This is a genomic window from Bacillus sp. UNC437CL72CviS29, assembly GCF_000482345.1.
Lineage (GTDB): Bacteria > Bacillota > Bacilli > Bacillales > Bacillaceae_G > Bacillus_A > Bacillus_A arachidis.
Genome location: NZ_AXVB01000005.1, coordinates 109,272 through 127,197, shown reverse-complemented (window position 1 = coordinate 127,197; position 17,926 = coordinate 109,272). Strand labels below are relative to the sequence as shown.

The following is a 17,926-nucleotide window of genomic DNA, read 5'->3' as shown; positions in this document are numbered from 1 at the left end:
GGTACAGTCTGTATTTGTTCACATTGTAGCATCGACTCAGAAAAATTACCATGTGCATATGGCCGGTAATAAATTGACTATATGAGGTAAAATAATGAAAAATACAACTAAAGTGTATGTAGTTGTATAATTATATATATATTGATTACAGGATTTCAATTTATATTTGTGAAATTAGCTTTAACAGTTACAAGCGGAATATTTCTTATATTAAAGTAGCTAAAATGAATGTCTTTAACAATCTATCTACATTAATTACAATTACTACAGGAGTATTATTCTTGGTGTAGTAAGTATGAACTTCCTGGTTAAAAAGGAATTCGTATAAAAGAAAAGAATACCTCTATTAGTAAATAAAAAAGTGAGGGATATTTCATGCAGCAGGCAATACCTATCAATATTAGTAATATAGATGAATTAATAAAAGAATTGGATATACTAGTAAACGTCTCAATATCTTCTAGTCAAGAACTTGAGAATTGGTTAATACAACAATCACAGACTTTAAATTCTATCAATGAACAATTCATGCAACATTATATTGCCTTTCAACAAAATACGAATAATATAGAAGCAAAAGAAACTTTTGACTTTGATCAAAAACACGTACAGCCTATATTAAAACGTTATAAAAGTCTATTAGATCAAAAATATTATGAATCACCCTACCGTTTACAATTAAATTCTTCTCAGTTTGGATTCTTAGATACAAAGATTAAAAATACGATAGAACTCTTTAACGAAGAAAATATTAGTCTAGAAGTTACTGAAGATGAGTTAATCACAAAATATTTTGAAATCACAGGCAACCTCACTTCTATGTGGAATGGCGAAGAAGTAAACATTTCTGAATTAAGGGTATATCTACAAGACCCAGATCGAAATGTTCGTCAAAAAGCGATGACTGCTATCTCTGAAAAATTTCTATCCGTAGAGAATGAAATTCAGGAAATCTTAAACCAGTTAATTATACTTCGAACAAAAAAAGCTAGGAATGTTGGTTTAACGAATTATCGTGACTACATGTTTAAAAAATACGAGCGTTTTGATTACACTGTCGAGCAATGCAATGCGTTCGCTGAATCTATTCGTAAATACGTTGTGCCGTTGCAAGAAAAAATACATAAGGAACTACAAGGAAAGCTTCAAGTAGATATATTACGCCCGTGGGATATACATGCTGTACCTATAGAGCATAAGCCTTTACAGCCTGTAAAAAGTGAAAATGAATTAATAGAAAAAAGTAAAACAATTTTTGCGAAAATCGATTCGAGTTTTTCAGCTCTTCTAGAAAAAATGCATACCAATCTAGATTTGGAAAGCAGAAAAGGAAAAGCACCAGGTGGATTTTGTGAATATTTACCTTCATCTAAGTTATCGTTTATTTTTATGAATTTAACAACAACACAAGATGATGTTGTTGTTTTCTTACATGAGATGGGTCACTGTATTCATCACGATTTAATGAAAGATATTTTAATACACCAATATCAGCATTTACCAATGGAAACTGCTGAATTAGCGAGTATGACAATGGAACTATTTACAATGGATAAATGGGATGTTTTTTATAGTAATAAAGAAGAACTCAAACAAGCTAAACAAGAGCAATTAACACAAATTATAGAGTATATACCCATTACGCTTATCATCGATCAATTTCAACACTGGTTGTATGAGAATCCAAATCATACCGCTGAAGAAAGAAATGTTAAGTTTTTAGAGCTCTCTACAACATATAATTCAAGCGTAGTAAATATAAATGGGCATGAAAGTTGGATCGTCGCACAATGGTTATCTGTCTTACATATTTTTGAGGTTCCCTTCTATTATATCGAATATGCAATCGCACAAATCGGCGCCTTACAAATGTATAAACAGTATAAAGAAAACCCTCAGCAAACATTGCAAAACTATAAAAAGGCATTATCTTTAGGTAGTTCTAAATCTGTAAAAGAAATATATGAAGCCGCTGGAATCCAATTTGATTTTTCTAGTAAAACAATAAAAGAAGTAATAGATTTTGTAGAAGAGGAATTAAAGTTACTAGAGATACTGTAAATAATTAAGAAAACCTTGTACGGCATTAACTTATCTCTACTAAATAAAAGACTCTAATTTTGAAAAAGTAATTTCAAAATCAGAGTCTTATTTAATCCGTTATATGTTTACATAATAAAATTATAGTGATCTTATTAGCTATGCTAATCCAACTGAATAATTTCAGGTATATTATTTCTATCATATTTCTTTGTAAATATATCTCCATTTTAGGTAATAAATATTAAAGTAATTTTACTACAAACACTGGTCGTAAATTTCAACTCTCCTTTTGAATTTGTAACTGCAAGCTCTTTTTCACTAATAGCCTCTTCATAAACTTTAATATTTGGTAGAGGTTGCTTATCTTGAGATAGTACCACTGAATTTATGTACTTAGCACCTTCTATACACATTAGAGATGGATTCGTATCGTTTTTTTCTTATTATTCCCTTTAATATTTATAATAATGATAACAAAGATACATAGGATAAAGAATATCGGTATACTCTTCGTCAATATTATCCCCCTACTATATTCTCAAACTGCACATTATCCCCTACTCAAATATAAATATTAGCACAATGTTCTTTCTGTCGTATATGCGCTTTTTTAATATGAAATTATTATATAATAATACAATTAATTTACTCTCTCATTTTTGATTTTATCCATTACTAATTCATATCTCTTATACCATCTTTCCCACTCTTCTTTTGGAAACTCCATTTCAGTATCATCTAATACAGAAGAAAAAATTTCTAAGCATACATGCCACCCAGATAAATCTTTTGGTGTATGATCATTTATTTCGTGGATAAACTCTTTTAATATTAATAAACAATTTTCTTGATCTTTATGTATCTCAAATCGAACTCGATCTTCTCCCCATGTGAACTCTAATACAGAATTTATTTGACATCGCAAAATATCAATATTAATAAATTCTCCAGAACCATCCATCATATCAAATTTTATCTTACCTCCTTGTCGCAAATCTTCTATGTAAAGATTCGGCATCCATCTTTTTAGCTTTTCATTTTCTGTTAATACAGCCCAAACTTGCTCTACTGAATAATGTAACGGACGATTAAATTGAGCTACATATCCATTATCTACTTTTTCTATTAAAGCTAACATTGTCATACCTCCATTTAAAATCACAGATTTTCTCTATTTCCACTCTATCGGTTATAATGTATAATACATTTCATACTGAGCCAACGAACTTTTCTCGAATCCACACTTTTTTACAAACCCTTCAAGTAAAGCATTATTAGGGAATCCAATAGAAAGACTGGAAAGCTGTAATTCTTTGCTTACAGTTTGTAATAGACTTGTAGCGACTCTAATTCTTCTATATTTTTTATCAACAAATAATAAACTTATCTTACCATTGTCACCAACACATATACATCCTTTTAAATCATCGTTAATATAAGCTCCATAATACTTATTATTTTCAGTTTTCTCCATATACTCGACATCATTTTGCCAATTTATATGGAAGTTTAACCATTTTTGTATACCGTTTTGAAATTCGCCAAACTTAATTTGCTTTATTTCTATATTTTGAACACTCTTACTTGTCAAAATAGAAGTGTCCCTCAAATTATAGTAAGAGAGATCATATACTTTTTCATACCCTAACTTCGTATAAAATTGAATCGCTCTATCATTACCGACAATGACTTCAAGAAAAAGTTGCTGACATCCATTTTTTATCGCTTTTTCTTTATGAAATTCAAATAATTTATGACTAACGCCAACCCCACGATAGTCCGGATGAACCGCTAATGCGCCACATCGCATTGTTTTTATACTTTCATATTCTTTAATTCCACCAAGTATAACTCCAATTGGTTTATTTTCATCCAACGCTATATAAGAATACTCAAGTTTATTTCCTTCCGGACCGAAGAATCTTTTTATAAAATCTTCTTTTGAAACTTCCATCTTTATGATGTAATCAGAAAAACCATCTCGAAAAGCTTCGTACACGAAATCTATATTCACTTCGCTACATTTTTTATAATGAACCATCGTAACAATTTCATCCACCTTTCCAACTAGTTTGAAATAAATGGGCATTTCCAACTATACATTTCGTCCTGAATTTGCTTTATAACAAACGGCGCAATATCTCCATTTTGAATCTTAATTCCTGGTAAATCTATAAGACTCTCTTTTATTTTACCGGTCCCTTCTCCGTCTACAACAAAAGGTAATCGTACAATAGTCCAACTCACATTACTATCTCGCACTAGTTGTAATTCCTTATATTTATCTTTCATCATACTCGAAAGAAACAAACGAAATAACTTTGCCCCTATTTTATTTAATAAACTTTTAGTATCTTCTTGTACATCCATTGATCCTCCAGAAATAAGAATATATCGCTTGATCCCGTATTCTTTCATTACTTCTAAAATATGATTCGTAACTGTGCTAAATATATATGACTCTTTTTTAGGTTGCCCCACTGCATTAATAACAGCATTGCAACCTTGCAGTAATCGACGTATTGCAGAAATATCGCGAGCATCTCCTTTTACAACTTCCAAATGTTTATGCGATATTTTAAACTTTTGTGGATCTCGTGTGAGAATACGGACAAAGTATCCTTCTAGTAGTGCTTGAGTTATAAGGTATTTACCAGCCTTTCCGTTTGCACCGATAATTGCTACTTTATTTATTATTCTCATGACTAAAGTTAGGCTCCTTTTAAAGGATATAGATTTATACATCGTATTATTGATGAGATGTAGTTAATTCGTAAACGCGTAAAAACGCAATTAAATATTCACATGCTTTCTCACATGCCAACATTTTAAATACTTTTTGTTCTTCCACTGTTTTATCGTTCGCTTGATCTGAAGCTGCTTTCAAACAAAGAAAAGGTTTTTTATTCACATGACACACATACGCAAAAGCTGCTATTTCTTGATCAACAGCTATTGCACCGTAAACAGTATGTAGTAAATATCTCATTTCCGTACTGCGAATACGCTGATCTCCGGATATGAAAGTCCCAAAATGCACTGTATCATAAGCAAGCACTTTTTTTATTTGCCTTACAAGATATTCTGTTGTTTCAATAGGAGCTGCTCTACCAGTATATAAATTGAAACTATCTGTTCCTGTTCCTGCAGCCGTTACATCATGCTGTAATGTGTTAAGTGCAACAACAATATGACCATTTTTTACTTTCTCAGATAAACTTCCACAAATACCTGTCATAAATAACTGTTCAGGCTTAAATTCGCTTATTAATAACTGTACGCAACTAGCACAGCTTACTTTTCCAACGCCAGTAATTACCGATATTACTTCTAAGTCATTTATAGAATGAAAATGAAAGTCCCAAGCTGCTCGTTTTTCTACACGATGACTTGGATGATGCTGATGCAAGTATGTAAGCTCAGGCTCCCATGCTGATACAATTGCAATACGTTTCATTACACTTTTCACTTCCTCCTATTTTCATTTGAATAATTCATCATTACTTTCTCGCTCATAACAGGAAATCAAATCTTTATATTTCTTATATAAATCTCGTATCATTTCTTTATTCTTCGCAATTACCTCACATCCTCTATCATCATAAATAAACATACATTCTAATAAAAAAGTTTTTTATATCTTTTCCCCAATCTTCACTCGATTCTAATGTAGCTAGTTCTTTATGTAACACGTTACTCTCTTCTAACAAAACTTATATTCTATTTATCATAAGTAACAAAGCATCCTCTTATTTTTATTCGTGATGTGTTTTTTAAATCCTTTCAATACGTTACATGAAATTATGTATATAATCTTAACCCCCAAACACATAAATGTTTGTTATTATATTAATGATGATGAAATGTAGAGAGAGGAATTAAATATACGATGGAAAGAAATATTTTAATTATTGATGATGATAAAGAGATTGTAGAATTGCTTGCCGTTTATTTACGAAATGAAGGTTACAACATTTATAAAGCATATGATGGTGAGGAAGCATTACATATGCTCTCAGTTCACCAAGTTGACCTTATGATATTAGATATTATGATGCCAAAACGAAACGGATTGGAAGTCTGCCAGCAAGTTAGAGAAGAAAATACAGTACCCATTCTTATGCTAAGTGCAAAAGCCGAAGATATGGATAAAATTCTAGGTCTTATGACAGGTGCTGATGATTATATGATTAAGCCTTTTAATCCACTTGAATTAATTGCGAGAGTTAAAGCGTTATTGCGCAGATCCTCCTTCCAGTATACTGCCTCGCAAATAAAGGAAGACGGAATTATTCGGATTCGTTCTGCAGAAATACATAAGCATAATCATACTGTGAAAGTGAATGCAGAATATATTAAGCTTACATCTATTGAATTTGATATCCTATACCTACTTGCTAGCAATACTGGGAGAGTATTTAGTTCAGAAGAAATATTTGAACGTGTTTGGAATGAGGATGGTTATGGTTCTAATAAAACTGTAATGGTTCATATTAGCAACTTAAGGGATAAACTTGAAACAAGAACGAATGGTGAAAAACTCATCCATACTGTTTGGGGAGTAGGTTATAAAATTGAAAAATGAAACGTTTGATATATTGAAGGTCATCCCAAAATGGAAAATTGCATTTTGGCTTTTAATATCTATTTTACTTACACCCATTTCAGAGGTTTTCATATCTCGTCTTGTTACAAGTGTAATTGACAGTTCCCTTACATTAACAGCTTTAAGTGAAGAATTTGTTAGAATCGTCGGCTATGAAAAATATCGAGGACTTAAAGAATCTTTTTGGGCTATGATGGTGTCTTATGTATTTTTATTTTCTATTTTCTCCTCCTACGTGTATCTTTTTTATCGTCATGAGAAGAAGTTATACTATGAAGCTTGTATTAAACAAATGATAGAGGAAATTCGTTATATTGCAAATGGAAACTTTAATCATAAAATTTCCGTTTTACAACATAATTACTTAGAAGACTTAGCAAATGGCGTTAATCAAATTGTAGAACAGTTAAAAGTTTCTATTGAAGAAGAACGTCAAACCGAACAAGCAAAAAGTGAACTCATTACAAATGTATCGCATGACTTACGAACACCCTTAACATCCATAGTTGGCTATGTTAATCTCATTCACCATGATAATTATAGGGATGAGGTAGAGTTACGTCATTATATTCAAGTTATTTATGATAAAGTGACTAGATTAAACATGTTAATGAATGACTTGTTTGAGTATACACGTGTTCAAAATAAAGAGTTACAACTAAATACTTTACCTATTGATATAATTGAATTACTTGGTCAACTATCTGTTCAATTTCGTATGCAATTTCAAGAAGCAAATATTGAATGTAGGCCTTCATTTCCATCAGAAAAACTTATGGTTCTCGCTGATGGAGATAAATTAGTACGTGTATTTGAAAACTTAATTATGAATGCGATGACATATGGAAATGAAGGGAAATTTATTGACTTAACAGCGTATCAAGACGGAAACATGATTGCAATCGATATTACAAATTACGGACAACCTATTCCAAGTACAGATTTACCACATATTTTTGAACGCTTCTATCGTGTCGAAAAATCCCGTTCCACATACACGGGAGGGTCAGGGCTTGGTTTGGCCATTGCCAAAAGCATTGTGGAGATTCATAGTGGAACAATTGAGGTATACAGCGATGCTGAAAAAACAACATTTACAGTAAAACTTCTTCCATATAAACAATAAATTCACTTTCTCAAACAAGCATACCTCCGTTCTAAATCTAGGACGGGGGTATGCTTGTTTGAGCTTGATGTAAGATACCTCACTATACTAAAAAATATAACAATAAGATCGTTTGAAAAACTACTGTTATTTTTTTCCATGGCATTATAAATTCCCCACCATGTTCTTCCGTTTTAATTTTAACTTTATATGTATCATCTTTAGTTACTTTAATATTTTTTTCCTCTTTCACATTATTAAATTCTAGTATTGTATTATCATTTGAATCCACAACATAGGCAGTTAATCCTAGAATAAGAAGCAATCCCCCCATATATATGGGGCGAATCCACTCTCCAACGATGATCAACAATGAAGATACAATCATTGCTCCGTAGAAAGTCAAGCTATTAAAAGCCATATAGGTACTACGAGCGTTAGGTGGTGCAAGTTCCCCTATCATCGCCTGTTTAATAGGAACATACATCAGTTCACCAATTGTCCCAATAAACATGGCAATAAAAAGAAATACTACGCTATTTGTAAAAGCAAAAACACTAAAACATATAGAAAAGATCAACATCCCTGTAACTAAAGTCCAGCGATCACTCCGCTTTTTAAATAAGAATAATACAACACTTGATAAGAGAACTACAAGAAGTGTATTCTCAGTTCGGAGAAAACCCAGTATCTTCGTGCCATCAAGCATGAAGTCTATTCCAAACAATGAAGCTGAATGATGGGGTATATCCTTTTCAAGACGAATCCCAATATAGTTTGTTAAAGACTGTTCCAAGGAAAAGATTAAGATCGCTCCGAAAATATAAAACATAAACAGCTTATCTTTTAAAACGATTAAATAGGTTTGAAGCATCTCTATTGATGAAAATTTTTTCTTATAATTAGAAGACTTAGATGAAGGTTCCGGTGTATAGGTTTCTGTGATGAAGAATACGGTCATGAAGACAGATAACAAAGAGATGAGTGAAATCCCAATGAATAACTCAAACAAGTAGTTTTTAAAAAGAAAAGCTCCAATGATTCCTCCAATAGCAGTTGATAAATTCCCCAACCAGTAGCTAATTGTAAATACAAGCTTTCTCGATTCAGAATTAGTAACATCAATGATCATAGCTTGTGCTGCTGGCTGAAACATTCCCCCACAAAACATATTGATGATAAAGAATGCTGCGGAAATATAAGGAAGGTTAAACCAGGGGGAATTACAAAGTGCTATAAACAGATACGAAAGCAATATACCAATTTCAGAATAAATCATTATTTTTCTCCGACCTATTTTGTCTGAGACATGCCCCCCGATAAAGCTTCCAATGACTCCACTAATCACAATTATTATAAGGATAATACCCGTTTCAGTGGCTCCGATTTTCTGAGAAAAATAGATTGCCAGAAAAGGTATAACGGCCATAGAAATCAGGCTGCCTAGAAATTGCATGGCTAGGCGAAGTTTGATGTTGGGATGGATATCCCTCAATTTCATATAAGTCACTCCTTATTTATTCGAGATAGGTCCAAATAATCTCAGGGCTTGTATCGTTATATCCTTCCACATCATGTTTGCATATTCATCAATAAACGTTAAACGCATTCCGTTTAAGATGGATAAGTACGACCTAGCAATTAATGAAGGTGATTCTTCATAAAAGTAACCCAGTCTTTGTCCTGCTTCAATAACTGGATGAATACAGTCTATAAATACATTTACGAAATCGTCTAGTTCTTTAAAAAGTTTTGGAAAACGATCAGGTCTCGCAAGAACCTGCTGAATTAGACGTAGGTATTCACTTCTCATTGAAAAAAGTTGTACATGGCAATCTATCATTTCCCTCACAACTTCAAAAGGTTTACCTTTAAAGTGTTTTTCTATCTCAGTAAAATATGGTCTAATTTCCTCCAATGGCTCTAAAATCGCTGATTCATAAAGTGATTCTTTTGAATCAAAATACGTAAATACAGTACCAAAGCTAACTCCTGCTTCTTTTGCTATTTCGGCAACTTTTGTCTCTGCAAAACCATTCTCACTAAATAATTTAATTGCGGCGTTTAAGATAGTAGATCTTTTTCTTTTCATTTTTTCATCTTTAGTAAGTCCAGGTGCCATTTAGATACCCCTTTCATAATAAATGATTGATTAATCAATCAAATTATATTTCTATTTATTTCCATTGTCAATATAATGCAAGAACTTATTTTCATATTTTTACAATTAGTTATATTCGAACTCCATAAACGAATAAATTTATTTCAAAAGTTGTTTTTAGCTTAGGTCTCTTATTGATCTTCATTTTATTTTCCTTCACTTCCGGTATATCACCAACTGCTTGCTTCTTAATTTCTTGCTCTAATACCCCTTGTTGTTCTAACAATTCCTTTTCCAATCTATCGTGCTCTTCTTTTCGTTTTGTAGCTATTGGGCCTATAACAAAAAGAGCCAAAAATAATGTGATTGTAACAATGAACGTTGTCACTGAATTAAAAACAAAAAAGGAACTGTAAATTTACCATTACAGCTCCTACATCAAACAATTCATGAGATTATCTATTTCATTTTAATTCAACTAACTCTTTTGTTAAATATCGATAAGCAATGTCAAAATACTCTTGTTTCCCCCAACTTTCTGCATTCCCGATCACTACGAATACCTCTTTTGCTCTACTTGCTGCAACATTGAGTAAATTTGGCGTACTAGAAGCCCATTTTAATGGACCTTGTTTTTGATCATCTACCCCTAATACAAAAATAACCATTGGTGCCTCTTTCCCTTGAAAGGTGTGCACGGTCCCAATTTCAATATTTCCATACTCTTTCCCAGGTAGTTTTTGTTGTTTGAGTTGCTTTAATTTTTGAACAACACTTACAAAAGGTGAAATAATATAGCAAGATTTATCTGGGTTATCTTGCGAGAATTTTTTTGCAATTTCAATTGCTTTTTCACCTTGCTCGGGAATAAAGTGATTTCCTGTCCCATATGTTTTCCCACCTATATCTAACCATTGGCTAACATATTGAGGCTTACTTTCTTTACTCTTAGTATCCGTTAATCCGTAGAACATTTTACCTTGATACGTTGTTTCATTACATATTGAAAACATTGGATTTTTACATCTTCTATGAACACGCAGAGGTGACCCTAGCCATGTTTTATTCTGATTTGAGTCAATCATCTCGCCTCCATATCTATTATTAAGATCAGCAAACTCTTGAACACTCACTTCATTTCTAGTTAAACGATAAAAGAAATTATATTGCTCATTTATTCCAGCACTGTCATTTGCAATTAGTTTAAGTTGGTCATCACTTAATGTAACGACAGGAGGAATTTGCAAGGGATCTCCTACAACAACAACATTCCTTGAACGCCAAATCGCACCTATTGCAGATTGGGGAGTAGCTTGGCCTGCTTCATCAATAAACAACCAACCTATATCCTCCGTCTTTAAATCTTTTAAAAACCTTGCAATGGAAGCAAATGTTGAAGAGAGAATTGGAGTGAGTAAAAACACAGTATCAAACATAGCTTGAATGAAATTGTCTCTTTTGGCTTCGTTAATTTGGGAATCAAGATTTCCTTTTTCTTTACCGCCTAAAAAATAGGTTTTTGCTAAAGATAAGTTTTTTTCAATCTTGTCCTGATTTGCAATTAAAAAATCATTATACTCACTCATTAACTTTGCAAAAAGTTTGCTCCGCTCGCAATTCATCTGCTCATCTTTGTTTTCACCGTCGATATTCACAAATTGTTCCTCAGATGTTTGCCATTTCTTTTCATTAACATTATGACAGACATCATTCTCTTCTGCCGTAGCTATCTTTTTCAGCACATTTTGTTCTAATTGTGTAAATGAATATACGTTTTCATGCTCTAAATCACCAACACGCTGTAAATCTTCTGTAATTGTAGTGAAGTATTCCTTTATATTTGCAGTTTTCCCCATTGCCGCAGAAATTTTCCCCCAACATTTTTTCTCTTTGTCGAATCCTAAAAATTGATAACCGTTCTTCAGTAAATCCTTATCCTTTGGTAAATCTACACTTATATTTTCAACTGCAGAATTATTATTAGATGTTACTAAAATACGATATTCCTTAAGTTTAGGGTGAAAGGAATAATAATAATCTTCTTGTCCCTCCGCAAATTGCACTTTTGAGAATACATCTGTGGCTTCTTTTAGAAACTTTACTTTTTCAAATATAATATTTGCAAATACATCTTTTAACAACGTCGTTTTACCTGTTCCCGGTGGCCCATTAACAGAAAAAATAAAGCCATTCTCTTCTTTTGATTTTGCAATAATAAGATTTAAAGCAACCTGCTGCATAAGTCCTAATGGAAATTCCGAGGGCCATCTCGTAATAGGTATTTTTCGTAATACGTTCTTCATTTCACTTATACTTTCATTCTTAAATAAATCCACTCTTTCCCCTGAGTTTTTTAATACCTCCCAGTTACTTAAAGATAAATAGGTTTCTAAAGCTTTACCAACGGAGCTATCTTTAATTTCATATTTTACTTTTTCTAAATCATTTATATAAAAGCTGTTTACGCCTACATGTTCTTTATATGTTAAACGTACATATTTCTCATATTCTTTTTCACTGCAAAACCGAAATACACCATCTTTATCGAAATGTCTCTTTGAAATATATGATTGTAATGTACTTTGAATATTTTTGGTCAGCTCTTCCCAATTTTTAAATCTGATATGTATATAATTAATGTCTTTTTCTAAAGAATCTTGTTCTTTTGACCCGATAAATTCAAGCGTTTTGTCTTTTTTTCCATAATTATCACTTTCAATTACAGATGAAATCGTATTAATTAAATCTGATTCTAGCTCCTTCAGACTCTTACCTGTACGTAGAAAGTACTTCACAATCGGACTAACCACCACACTAGATTCGAGCGGGGTATCAGGGATTAGCTTAAGCATCTGATTTAGTTGAATATGAATCAAAAAACTATTCGGGTCCTTTTGGAAATCAGTAAAACTTGTTTTTTGCTTTGATTCATTCGAGAAATGCCTTAATACTTCATTTTTTGCTACTGGTAAATAAAATAATGATGCATTATTATCTGCAAGATATTTTCCTTTTGCGCTATTTCCTTTTTTTTGAAGAAATATTTGCATATCCTGATGTGGAGTTCCATTAGGATTGACAAAATCCGGTATATGAATATTAGGTTCTTTATGAAAAAAACTTTTAAATGAATGCAAAGTTATAGACTCTTTATCGCAATTCATGAAATTGAAATGCTCTAATTCAATAAAATAGTTAAGTGTTTTTGTTGCCGTCTCTTTATAATTCGTATTCTCTTTATCTGTATCTTTCCTTTTGTTTTGAAAAAAGAACGGTAATATTTTCTTTAACCCTTTCATTATTGGCCCCCTAGCAGCTGGATTTTCCTGAATTATACCAAATTATAATTAAATTATTTAATACAATTCCTTTTCTTTCAATTATTTTGTAACAATAAGCATAAGATGGCCGTTTTGCCCAACTTATGCTTCCCAATATATATCTAGGGTTCCCTATTGAACTCAGCGCGGATAATGAAGAGAACTTTTTTGTTCAACATTAAGGCTACAAAATTGAAAAAACATTTTAAGAAAATACGATATCACTTCTATTTCTAGTTTATTAAAATAGGCTTTATAGTAAGAATTTCTAAAAATATAAAGGAGGGGTATGCTTTGTTTCCAGGTACTTTATATGAAACACATGTTAAAACAAAAAATTTAGAAGTAGCAAAAGAGTTTTATACTAAACTTGGATTATTTCATGCTCGCACTATTGAAGAACGTCGTGTAGCATTCTTTTGGTTTGATAAAGAAAATAAGAAGGAACAAATGCTGGGCGTTTGGGAGGTATCAGAAGAAGCATTCCATACAAGTCACTTTGCATTCAAGGTTAACTATGAAGAAATCATTCATGCAAGAGAATGGCTTCTTAATAAAGGAATAAATCCAAGGGCCGCTTTTGGTCTTGACCCTTCCGAGCCTATGGTTCATACCTGGACACCTACTGCAAATCTTTATTTTTATGATCCTGACGGCAATTCTTTAGAATTTCTGTGTTTACTTCCCGAAAAGAAAAAAGTAAAACAAGAAGTCATGTATTTAAGTGAGTGGGAAAGTTTGGTGAGTGAAGAATAAATTTGATTTTTGACTCAAATCCCGCAAAATAATTTTAAAAGGAACCATAACCTTGCCCAAGTGGCGAAGTTATGGTTTAAATCACAAAGATTCTAGTGAATAAGCTAATCATTTCGAATATCCTACACTGATAATAAGTATTTTTATTTATTGTAAATTTCACGGCCAACTTATATTTCAAGCATGATGGGGATTCTACGTAAATCTAACATAAGCTCTTTTCGAACATGTTCTGCTAAAGCAAGATTTGATATGGATAAAATAAAAATATTAGGTATTGTATTGATATTTTCAAAATGTAATAGGCCATGTATTACGGTAACAAACAGCAAACTGATGATAGAGAATTAGAATTCTTTGACTGAAGAAACCTTCTACATTCAATTGAGTGATAAAATGAAGGTGATTCCCTTTATATGATACTTGTCAATCAATGTTTCAATAAAATACAATCTATCCTAATAAATTTTAAATGATAAATGAAATTTGATCTGGTAAATCAATATTTTTAAAATTCTCCATTCCACAACATTCTTCAACTTGCTTATATACCTTAAAGGCGCACTTGTAAAATAATTGGAAATGTTCTTTAGGCATATCATCAAGTAAAACATAGCCTTCTTCAAAGGTTATTTTATCTTTCAAAATCTTAAAACGCCATCTTTCATACCTTTCTGGGTATTGCTCACAAATATCAATAGTCGGACCAAAACTATAAATCGCATATTCACTATTATCTAATTCTTTTATTATTGTAATCACTGGGTATCTTCCTATTTCAATTCACTCCTTAATTAATCAAAATTCAATTTGTATGAATTACTAGTCTTGCTCAGTTAGTCGTTAGGTTAATTCCTGAAGGAACTCATTTTGTTTTTCAATGATTTCTTTTTGATTTTGAATCATCGTTTGTAGCGTTGAAATCCGGTTCTTTATAGCGCTCAACTTCATGTTGATTCAAAATAGCAACACCTTGATGCCATGATACAATTTACTTTGTGGTATTTTCTAGTGTCATATCTGTGTCATTCTTTAGGTTTATAACCTTACGGAATGCCATTTCTATACTTCCTATGCCCACGCTCGTTTCCTATGAAGCTGTAATCCTATTTTTCTAACACATAATGTAGGTGATTGGATACCTAATTGCTCCACCACGTCACTAGGACTATAAAACGGCTTCATAGCGTTTCGCTCCAAAAATATATTCGCTATAGCAATGATATACCCTATTTCCTAATAATTCACGTATCACTTGTTTTCATTTTTAACTTGCATAATCTTCACTTGGGTAATCTATTTAGTTCGAATTACAGCCCCGAGCTTAGGGACACCTATCAATTTTCAAAGTGGATACTTATTACTTTTCGATAACAAAATCAAAATATTTTTTCATTTATACGAATTTTTGTACTAATACAGGATATTCATAAGCCTAAAAATCCCATCATCTCCACAATGTATAAAATCATGTATATAGGTCGGACAAGTGTAGAAACAAAAAACCAAGTAAACACAATGATTCCAGCCTGTCCTTGCTACCGATAAATTATAAGACGTTATGTTAACCTCACATGTATACGATATACATTAAATAACGATGTAAACTAATGCTGCTATAAGATTTGGTATAGCCATTATTAAAAAACCTTTTGATTGGTCGATACGGCCAATTTTACGCGTTTCCTTTTTTGAAGATAGAGTTCCTTTATTACCTAAAATTAAACTATCAATGAAGTAAGCTAAAGCTAACCCAATGCTAATTAACCCTAAAGTTCCGCATACATAATAAATGTGACGCCACTCCCCACTAAAATAAGCTTCTACAGATACGAAAAGTAATAGAAGTATTCCTGAAATGAGTCCTCTCTTTATCATTATGATCCCTCCTTCAAAAAGATTAAATATCCACATTATACCATATCGGTGCGTGTATATTTTTTAAACAAATTCCGGTAATGAGACGTAATTTCAACTATGAGTGTATAGAGTATACAGAAAGGGATTACTCTTTTCTAACAAGAATAAAGTGTATAGACTTAATTATCGAGGAGGAAAATATGAAAGATTTTGAAGTTAGAGAGATACAAGATATCTTTTATAATGATCTCACTCATTTAGTACAAGAAAGTAAGCAAGATGGCTTTCGTTTTCTTGAAAGGCTAGTTAATGATTATAAGATTGGTATCAACACTTTTGATAAGCCCGGAGAATCCTTATACGGTGTATTTAACAAGAAAAATGTGTTAGTTGGTATTGGAGGACTTAATATAGACTCATCCTTAAAAGGACAAGAGGTTGGACGATTGAGGAGATTCTATATTGCTAAGGATAATCGAAGAAATGGACTGGGAAAACTCCTGTTAAATACCATCATTTGTGTTGCAAGAAGGCATTATAAAATCTTGGTACTTTATACAGACACAGAGCAGGCTGACAAATTCTACATCTCCACGGGTTTCCTAAAAAGTGATACCTACCCCCACGCTACGCGTTATCTAAATTTGTAAAATATGCAAATTCGGACATCTCATAGTAGGTTTGATCTAAAACTTTATCGTTTACTATTCTTTCGCGCCCCGAATAAATAGTATATTCTTAATTATATATTTTATAAAAGGAGGGGATAATTTTGAGAAAAAGGTATCTATTTTTAATAATAGTAATCATTTTAATTTTTTTTGGTGGGTATAAATACAGAGAGCATAAAAATGAACAAAAGGAGCAAGTTATTAAAGATAAAGCTGAAAAAGTAACCATCCAATGTTTTAAAGAACAAGAAAATCTTGATATCACAGTAACAGAGTTTAAATTTACTCCTTCTGATCTAGGTTCAATATTTGTATCGGGACATGTTACTAATGAACCAACTCGCAGAATTTTGGCTGTTGTAAATTATAAGGACAATTACAAAGTAGAAAGTACAGGGCTTGACGAAGAAAAGAAATAATAACCATAGAGCATTCACTTGAAAAGAAAATAAACCTTAACTATGCTTAGTATTTCAAACTCTATTTATTAGATACTATAAATAGAGAAGAAACCTTCAAATAGACCTTTAAATATTTTAAAACTAAAACTCATTATGAACTTGTTCCATATATTAAGTACAAAGCAAAAAGAATCATAATAACGGGTATATACCAAAACAATTACCATATTAGATTTGTTTCTACTAATTGGGACTTTACAAAATCATAAAAAATCAAAAAGAGAGTACTTGTATATAGATATATTGTGTATTCTCTTTTTCCCTGTATGCTACATAACTATTTTCACCTCAAAGCCAACGTTACTAACTGTATCTACCACTTTTTTAATATTATTCTTCTATTAGTATCTACCGTAAATCACTGATATAACTACCCTCCGCCCACTTTTACTTTGGGGCAGAAATGGAGCGGAACACTGCAATTTTATATCAAACTCAAACATTTTTAATCTATTTATTTTAATAATGATATTATTGGGTGTGGAATACAGAGAGAGTTTACAACAGCTCATGATATGAAAAATGCCAAAATTATCTTAAAAAAAGACGGCATGGAAATTTCATTTTAACAGGTTATTCAGTTGACTAATAGGAGGAAAGAAATATATGCTATTTAAAAAAAATCCAGAAGATCCGGTTTATCAGTTCTTAGCAGCAACATTTTATCAAGATACATTTTACGAAGAAGCACTCCAAGAGTTACTTGAAGAAGAAAGTACGGAATATTTACAAGACGCTACTATTTTTCTAACTGAATTTATCCAAAGCGATTATAGTAATACAGAAAAAAATGAATACATACAGTATTCTGCAGATGGAATATATTTTGGCGGGTTAGAAATAACACCATTAGAATGGCTTGAACAAACAGTTAAAACGATAAAACAAACATTAAAAAATACTTAGTAAAAAAAGACCGCCCGTAATAGGCGGTCTTTTTTGCATATCACTTCACATACGCATCACTAGCCGTAATGTAATACGTATTCCCTTTCGAGTTGTG

Annotated in this window: 17 protein-coding genes and 3 pseudogenes; 8 read left to right on the top strand and 12 right to left on the bottom strand. The window is 31.9% G+C overall.

Features of this window, described 5'->3' with window-relative positions; genetic code table 11:
- Positions 1-94 precede the first annotated feature (94 nt).
- Together M014_RS30590 and M014_RS0105815 are read left to right on the top strand one after the other, a co-directional pair.
- A pseudogene (locus M014_RS30590) lies at positions 95-195 on the top strand (EamA family transporter); the annotation flags it as partial.
- Positions 196-375: 180 nt separating this feature from the next.
- Positions 376-2,061 (top strand): M3 family oligoendopeptidase, encoded by a 1,686-nt coding sequence (locus M014_RS0105815; protein ID WP_026590874.1) that lies wholly within the window; start codon positions 376-378, stop codon positions 2,059-2,061.
- Between the two features lie 622 nt (positions 2,062-2,683).
- Here the strand turns inward: M014_RS0105815 and M014_RS0105805 are convergent.
- The 5 genes and pseudogenes from M014_RS0105805 to M014_RS30585 form a co-directional block, all read right to left on the bottom strand.
- Positions 2,684-3,181 carry an SRPBCC family protein gene (locus M014_RS0105805; RefSeq protein WP_026590873.1) on the bottom strand — a complete coding sequence of 166 codons (498 nt, stop codon included), beginning with the start codon at positions 3,179-3,181 and terminating at the stop codon, positions 2,684-2,686.
- A 51-nt stretch (positions 3,182-3,232) separates the two neighbouring features.
- Positions 3,233-4,084 (bottom strand): GNAT family N-acetyltransferase, encoded by an 852-nt coding sequence (locus tag M014_RS0105800; protein ID WP_026590872.1) that lies wholly within the window; start codon positions 4,082-4,084, stop codon positions 3,233-3,235.
- A gap of 26 nt (positions 4,085-4,110) precedes the next feature.
- Positions 4,111-4,746 (bottom strand): SDR family oxidoreductase, encoded by a 636-nt coding sequence (locus M014_RS0105795; RefSeq protein WP_026590871.1) that lies wholly within the window; start codon positions 4,744-4,746, stop codon positions 4,111-4,113.
- 46 nt (positions 4,747-4,792) lie between these two features.
- Complete coding sequence (gene mtnN / locus M014_RS0105790) at positions 4,793-5,500, bottom strand: 5'-methylthioadenosine/S-adenosylhomocysteine nucleosidase (protein ID WP_026590870.1); 708 nt, start codon at positions 5,498-5,500, stop codon at positions 4,793-4,795.
- A 24-nt stretch (positions 5,501-5,524) separates the two neighbouring features.
- Positions 5,525-5,656, bottom strand: a pseudogene (locus tag M014_RS30585) (DUF3885 domain-containing protein); the annotation flags it as partial.
- Between the two features lie 276 nt (positions 5,657-5,932).
- On the opposite strand from M014_RS30585, the gene M014_RS0105775 reads away from it, so the two are divergent.
- On the top strand, positions 5,933-6,628 hold the full coding sequence (locus M014_RS0105775; RefSeq protein ID WP_026590869.1) for a response regulator transcription factor: 696 nt from the start codon (positions 5,933-5,935) through the stop codon (positions 6,626-6,628).
- On the top strand, positions 6,618-7,775 hold the full coding sequence (locus M014_RS0105770; RefSeq protein WP_026590868.1) for a sensor histidine kinase: 1,158 nt from the start codon (positions 6,618-6,620) through the stop codon (positions 7,773-7,775). Before M014_RS0105775 ends, M014_RS0105770 begins: the two co-directional genes overlap by 11 nt.
- 82 nt (positions 7,776-7,857) lie before the next feature.
- Here the strand turns inward: M014_RS0105770 and M014_RS26480 are convergent, their stop codons facing one another.
- The 4 genes from M014_RS26480 to M014_RS0105750 form a co-directional block, all read right to left on the bottom strand.
- The gene (locus tag M014_RS26480) at positions 7,858-9,255 is read right to left on the bottom strand and encodes an MFS transporter (protein ID WP_081810972.1); all 1,398 of its coding nucleotides are present in this window, start codon (positions 9,253-9,255) and stop codon (positions 7,858-7,860) included.
- Between the two features lie 12 nt (positions 9,256-9,267).
- Positions 9,268-9,876, bottom strand: coding sequence for a TetR/AcrR family transcriptional regulator (locus M014_RS0105760; RefSeq protein WP_026590867.1), 609 nt, complete (start codon positions 9,874-9,876; stop codon positions 9,268-9,270).
- A 109-nt stretch (positions 9,877-9,985) separates the two neighbouring features.
- On the bottom strand, positions 9,986-10,243 hold the full coding sequence (locus M014_RS27935; protein WP_081810971.1) for a hypothetical protein: 258 nt from the start codon (positions 10,241-10,243) through the stop codon (positions 9,986-9,988).
- Positions 10,244-10,319: 76 nt separating this feature from the next.
- Positions 10,320-13,154, bottom strand: coding sequence for a DEAD/DEAH box helicase (locus M014_RS0105750; protein WP_026590866.1), 2,835 nt, complete (start codon positions 13,152-13,154; stop codon positions 10,320-10,322).
- A gap of 315 nt (positions 13,155-13,469) precedes the next feature.
- On the opposite strand from M014_RS0105750, the gene M014_RS0105745 reads away from it, so the two are divergent.
- Positions 13,470-13,931 (top strand): VOC family protein, encoded by a 462-nt coding sequence (locus M014_RS0105745; RefSeq protein WP_026590865.1) that lies wholly within the window; start codon positions 13,470-13,472, stop codon positions 13,929-13,931.
- A gap of 468 nt (positions 13,932-14,399) precedes the next feature.
- Here the strand turns inward: M014_RS0105745 and M014_RS0105740 are convergent, their stop codons facing one another.
- The 3 genes and pseudogenes from M014_RS0105740 to M014_RS0105735 all read right to left on the bottom strand — a co-directional run bounded on the left by M014_RS0105740 (position 14,400) and on the right by M014_RS0105735 (position 15,809).
- Positions 14,400-14,693 carry a hypothetical protein gene (locus tag M014_RS0105740; RefSeq protein ID WP_231503907.1) on the bottom strand — a complete coding sequence of 98 codons (294 nt, stop codon included), beginning with the start codon at positions 14,691-14,693 and terminating at the stop codon, positions 14,400-14,402.
- 84 nt (positions 14,694-14,777) lie between these two features.
- A pseudogene (locus M014_RS30430) lies at positions 14,778-15,116 on the bottom strand (DUF3967 domain-containing protein); the annotation flags it as partial.
- A 405-nt stretch (positions 15,117-15,521) separates the two neighbouring features.
- Positions 15,522-15,809, bottom strand: coding sequence for a hypothetical protein (locus M014_RS0105735; protein WP_026590863.1), 288 nt, complete (start codon positions 15,807-15,809; stop codon positions 15,522-15,524).
- A gap of 182 nt (positions 15,810-15,991) precedes the next feature.
- Here M014_RS0105735 and M014_RS0105730 point away from each other — a divergent pair, with 182 nt between their 5' ends.
- From M014_RS0105730 to M014_RS0105720, 3 genes are all read left to right on the top strand, one after another.
- Positions 15,992-16,441, top strand: a complete 450-nt coding sequence (locus M014_RS0105730; RefSeq protein WP_026590862.1) for a GNAT family N-acetyltransferase — start codon at positions 15,992-15,994, stop codon at positions 16,439-16,441.
- 122 nt (positions 16,442-16,563) lie between these two features.
- On the top strand, positions 16,564-16,881 hold the full coding sequence (locus tag M014_RS0105725) for a hypothetical protein (RefSeq protein WP_026590861.1): 318 nt from the start codon (positions 16,564-16,566) through the stop codon (positions 16,879-16,881).
- A gap of 648 nt (positions 16,882-17,529) precedes the next feature.
- Positions 17,530-17,829: a hypothetical protein gene (locus M014_RS0105720; RefSeq protein ID WP_026590860.1), complete on the top strand. Its 300-nt coding sequence runs from the start codon at positions 17,530-17,532 to the stop codon at positions 17,827-17,829.
- Positions 17,830-17,926: the final 97 nt, after the last annotated feature.

Bases quoted from the DNA above. Each gene is read 5' to 3' on its own strand.
- M014_RS0105735 (WP_026590863.1), bottom strand. From the start codon at position 15,809: ATGATAAAGAGAGGACTCATTTCAGGAATACTTCTATTACTTTTCGTA.
- M014_RS0105795 (WP_026590871.1), bottom strand. From the start codon at position 4,746: ATGAGAATAATAAATAAAGTAGCAATTATCGGTGCAAACGGAAAGGCT.
- M014_RS26480 (WP_081810972.1), bottom strand. From the start codon at position 9,255: ATGAAATTGAGGGATATCCATCCCAACATCAAACTTCGCCTAGCCATG.
- M014_RS0105760 (WP_026590867.1), bottom strand. From the start codon at position 9,876: ATGGCACCTGGACTTACTAAAGATGAAAAAATGAAAAGAAAAAGATCT.
- M014_RS0105815 (WP_026590874.1), top strand. From the start codon at position 376: ATGCAGCAGGCAATACCTATCAATATTAGTAATATAGATGAATTAATA.
- M014_RS0105750 (WP_026590866.1), bottom strand. From the start codon at position 13,154: ATGAAAGGGTTAAAGAAAATATTACCGTTCTTTTTTCAAAACAAAAGG.
- M014_RS0105775 (WP_026590869.1), top strand. From the start codon at position 5,933: ATGGAAAGAAATATTTTAATTATTGATGATGATAAAGAGATTGTAGAA.
- M014_RS0105800 (WP_026590872.1), bottom strand. From the start codon at position 4,084: ATGGTTCATTATAAAAAATGTAGCGAAGTGAATATAGATTTCGTGTAC.
- M014_RS0105805 (WP_026590873.1), bottom strand. From the start codon at position 3,181: ATGTTAGCTTTAATAGAAAAAGTAGATAATGGATATGTAGCTCAATTT.
- mtnN (WP_026590870.1), bottom strand. From the start codon at position 5,500: ATGAAACGTATTGCAATTGTATCAGCATGGGAGCCTGAGCTTACATAC.
- M014_RS0105720 (WP_026590860.1), top strand. From the start codon at position 17,530: ATGCTATTTAAAAAAAATCCAGAAGATCCGGTTTATCAGTTCTTAGCA.
- M014_RS0105730 (WP_026590862.1), top strand. From the start codon at position 15,992: ATGAAAGATTTTGAAGTTAGAGAGATACAAGATATCTTTTATAATGAT.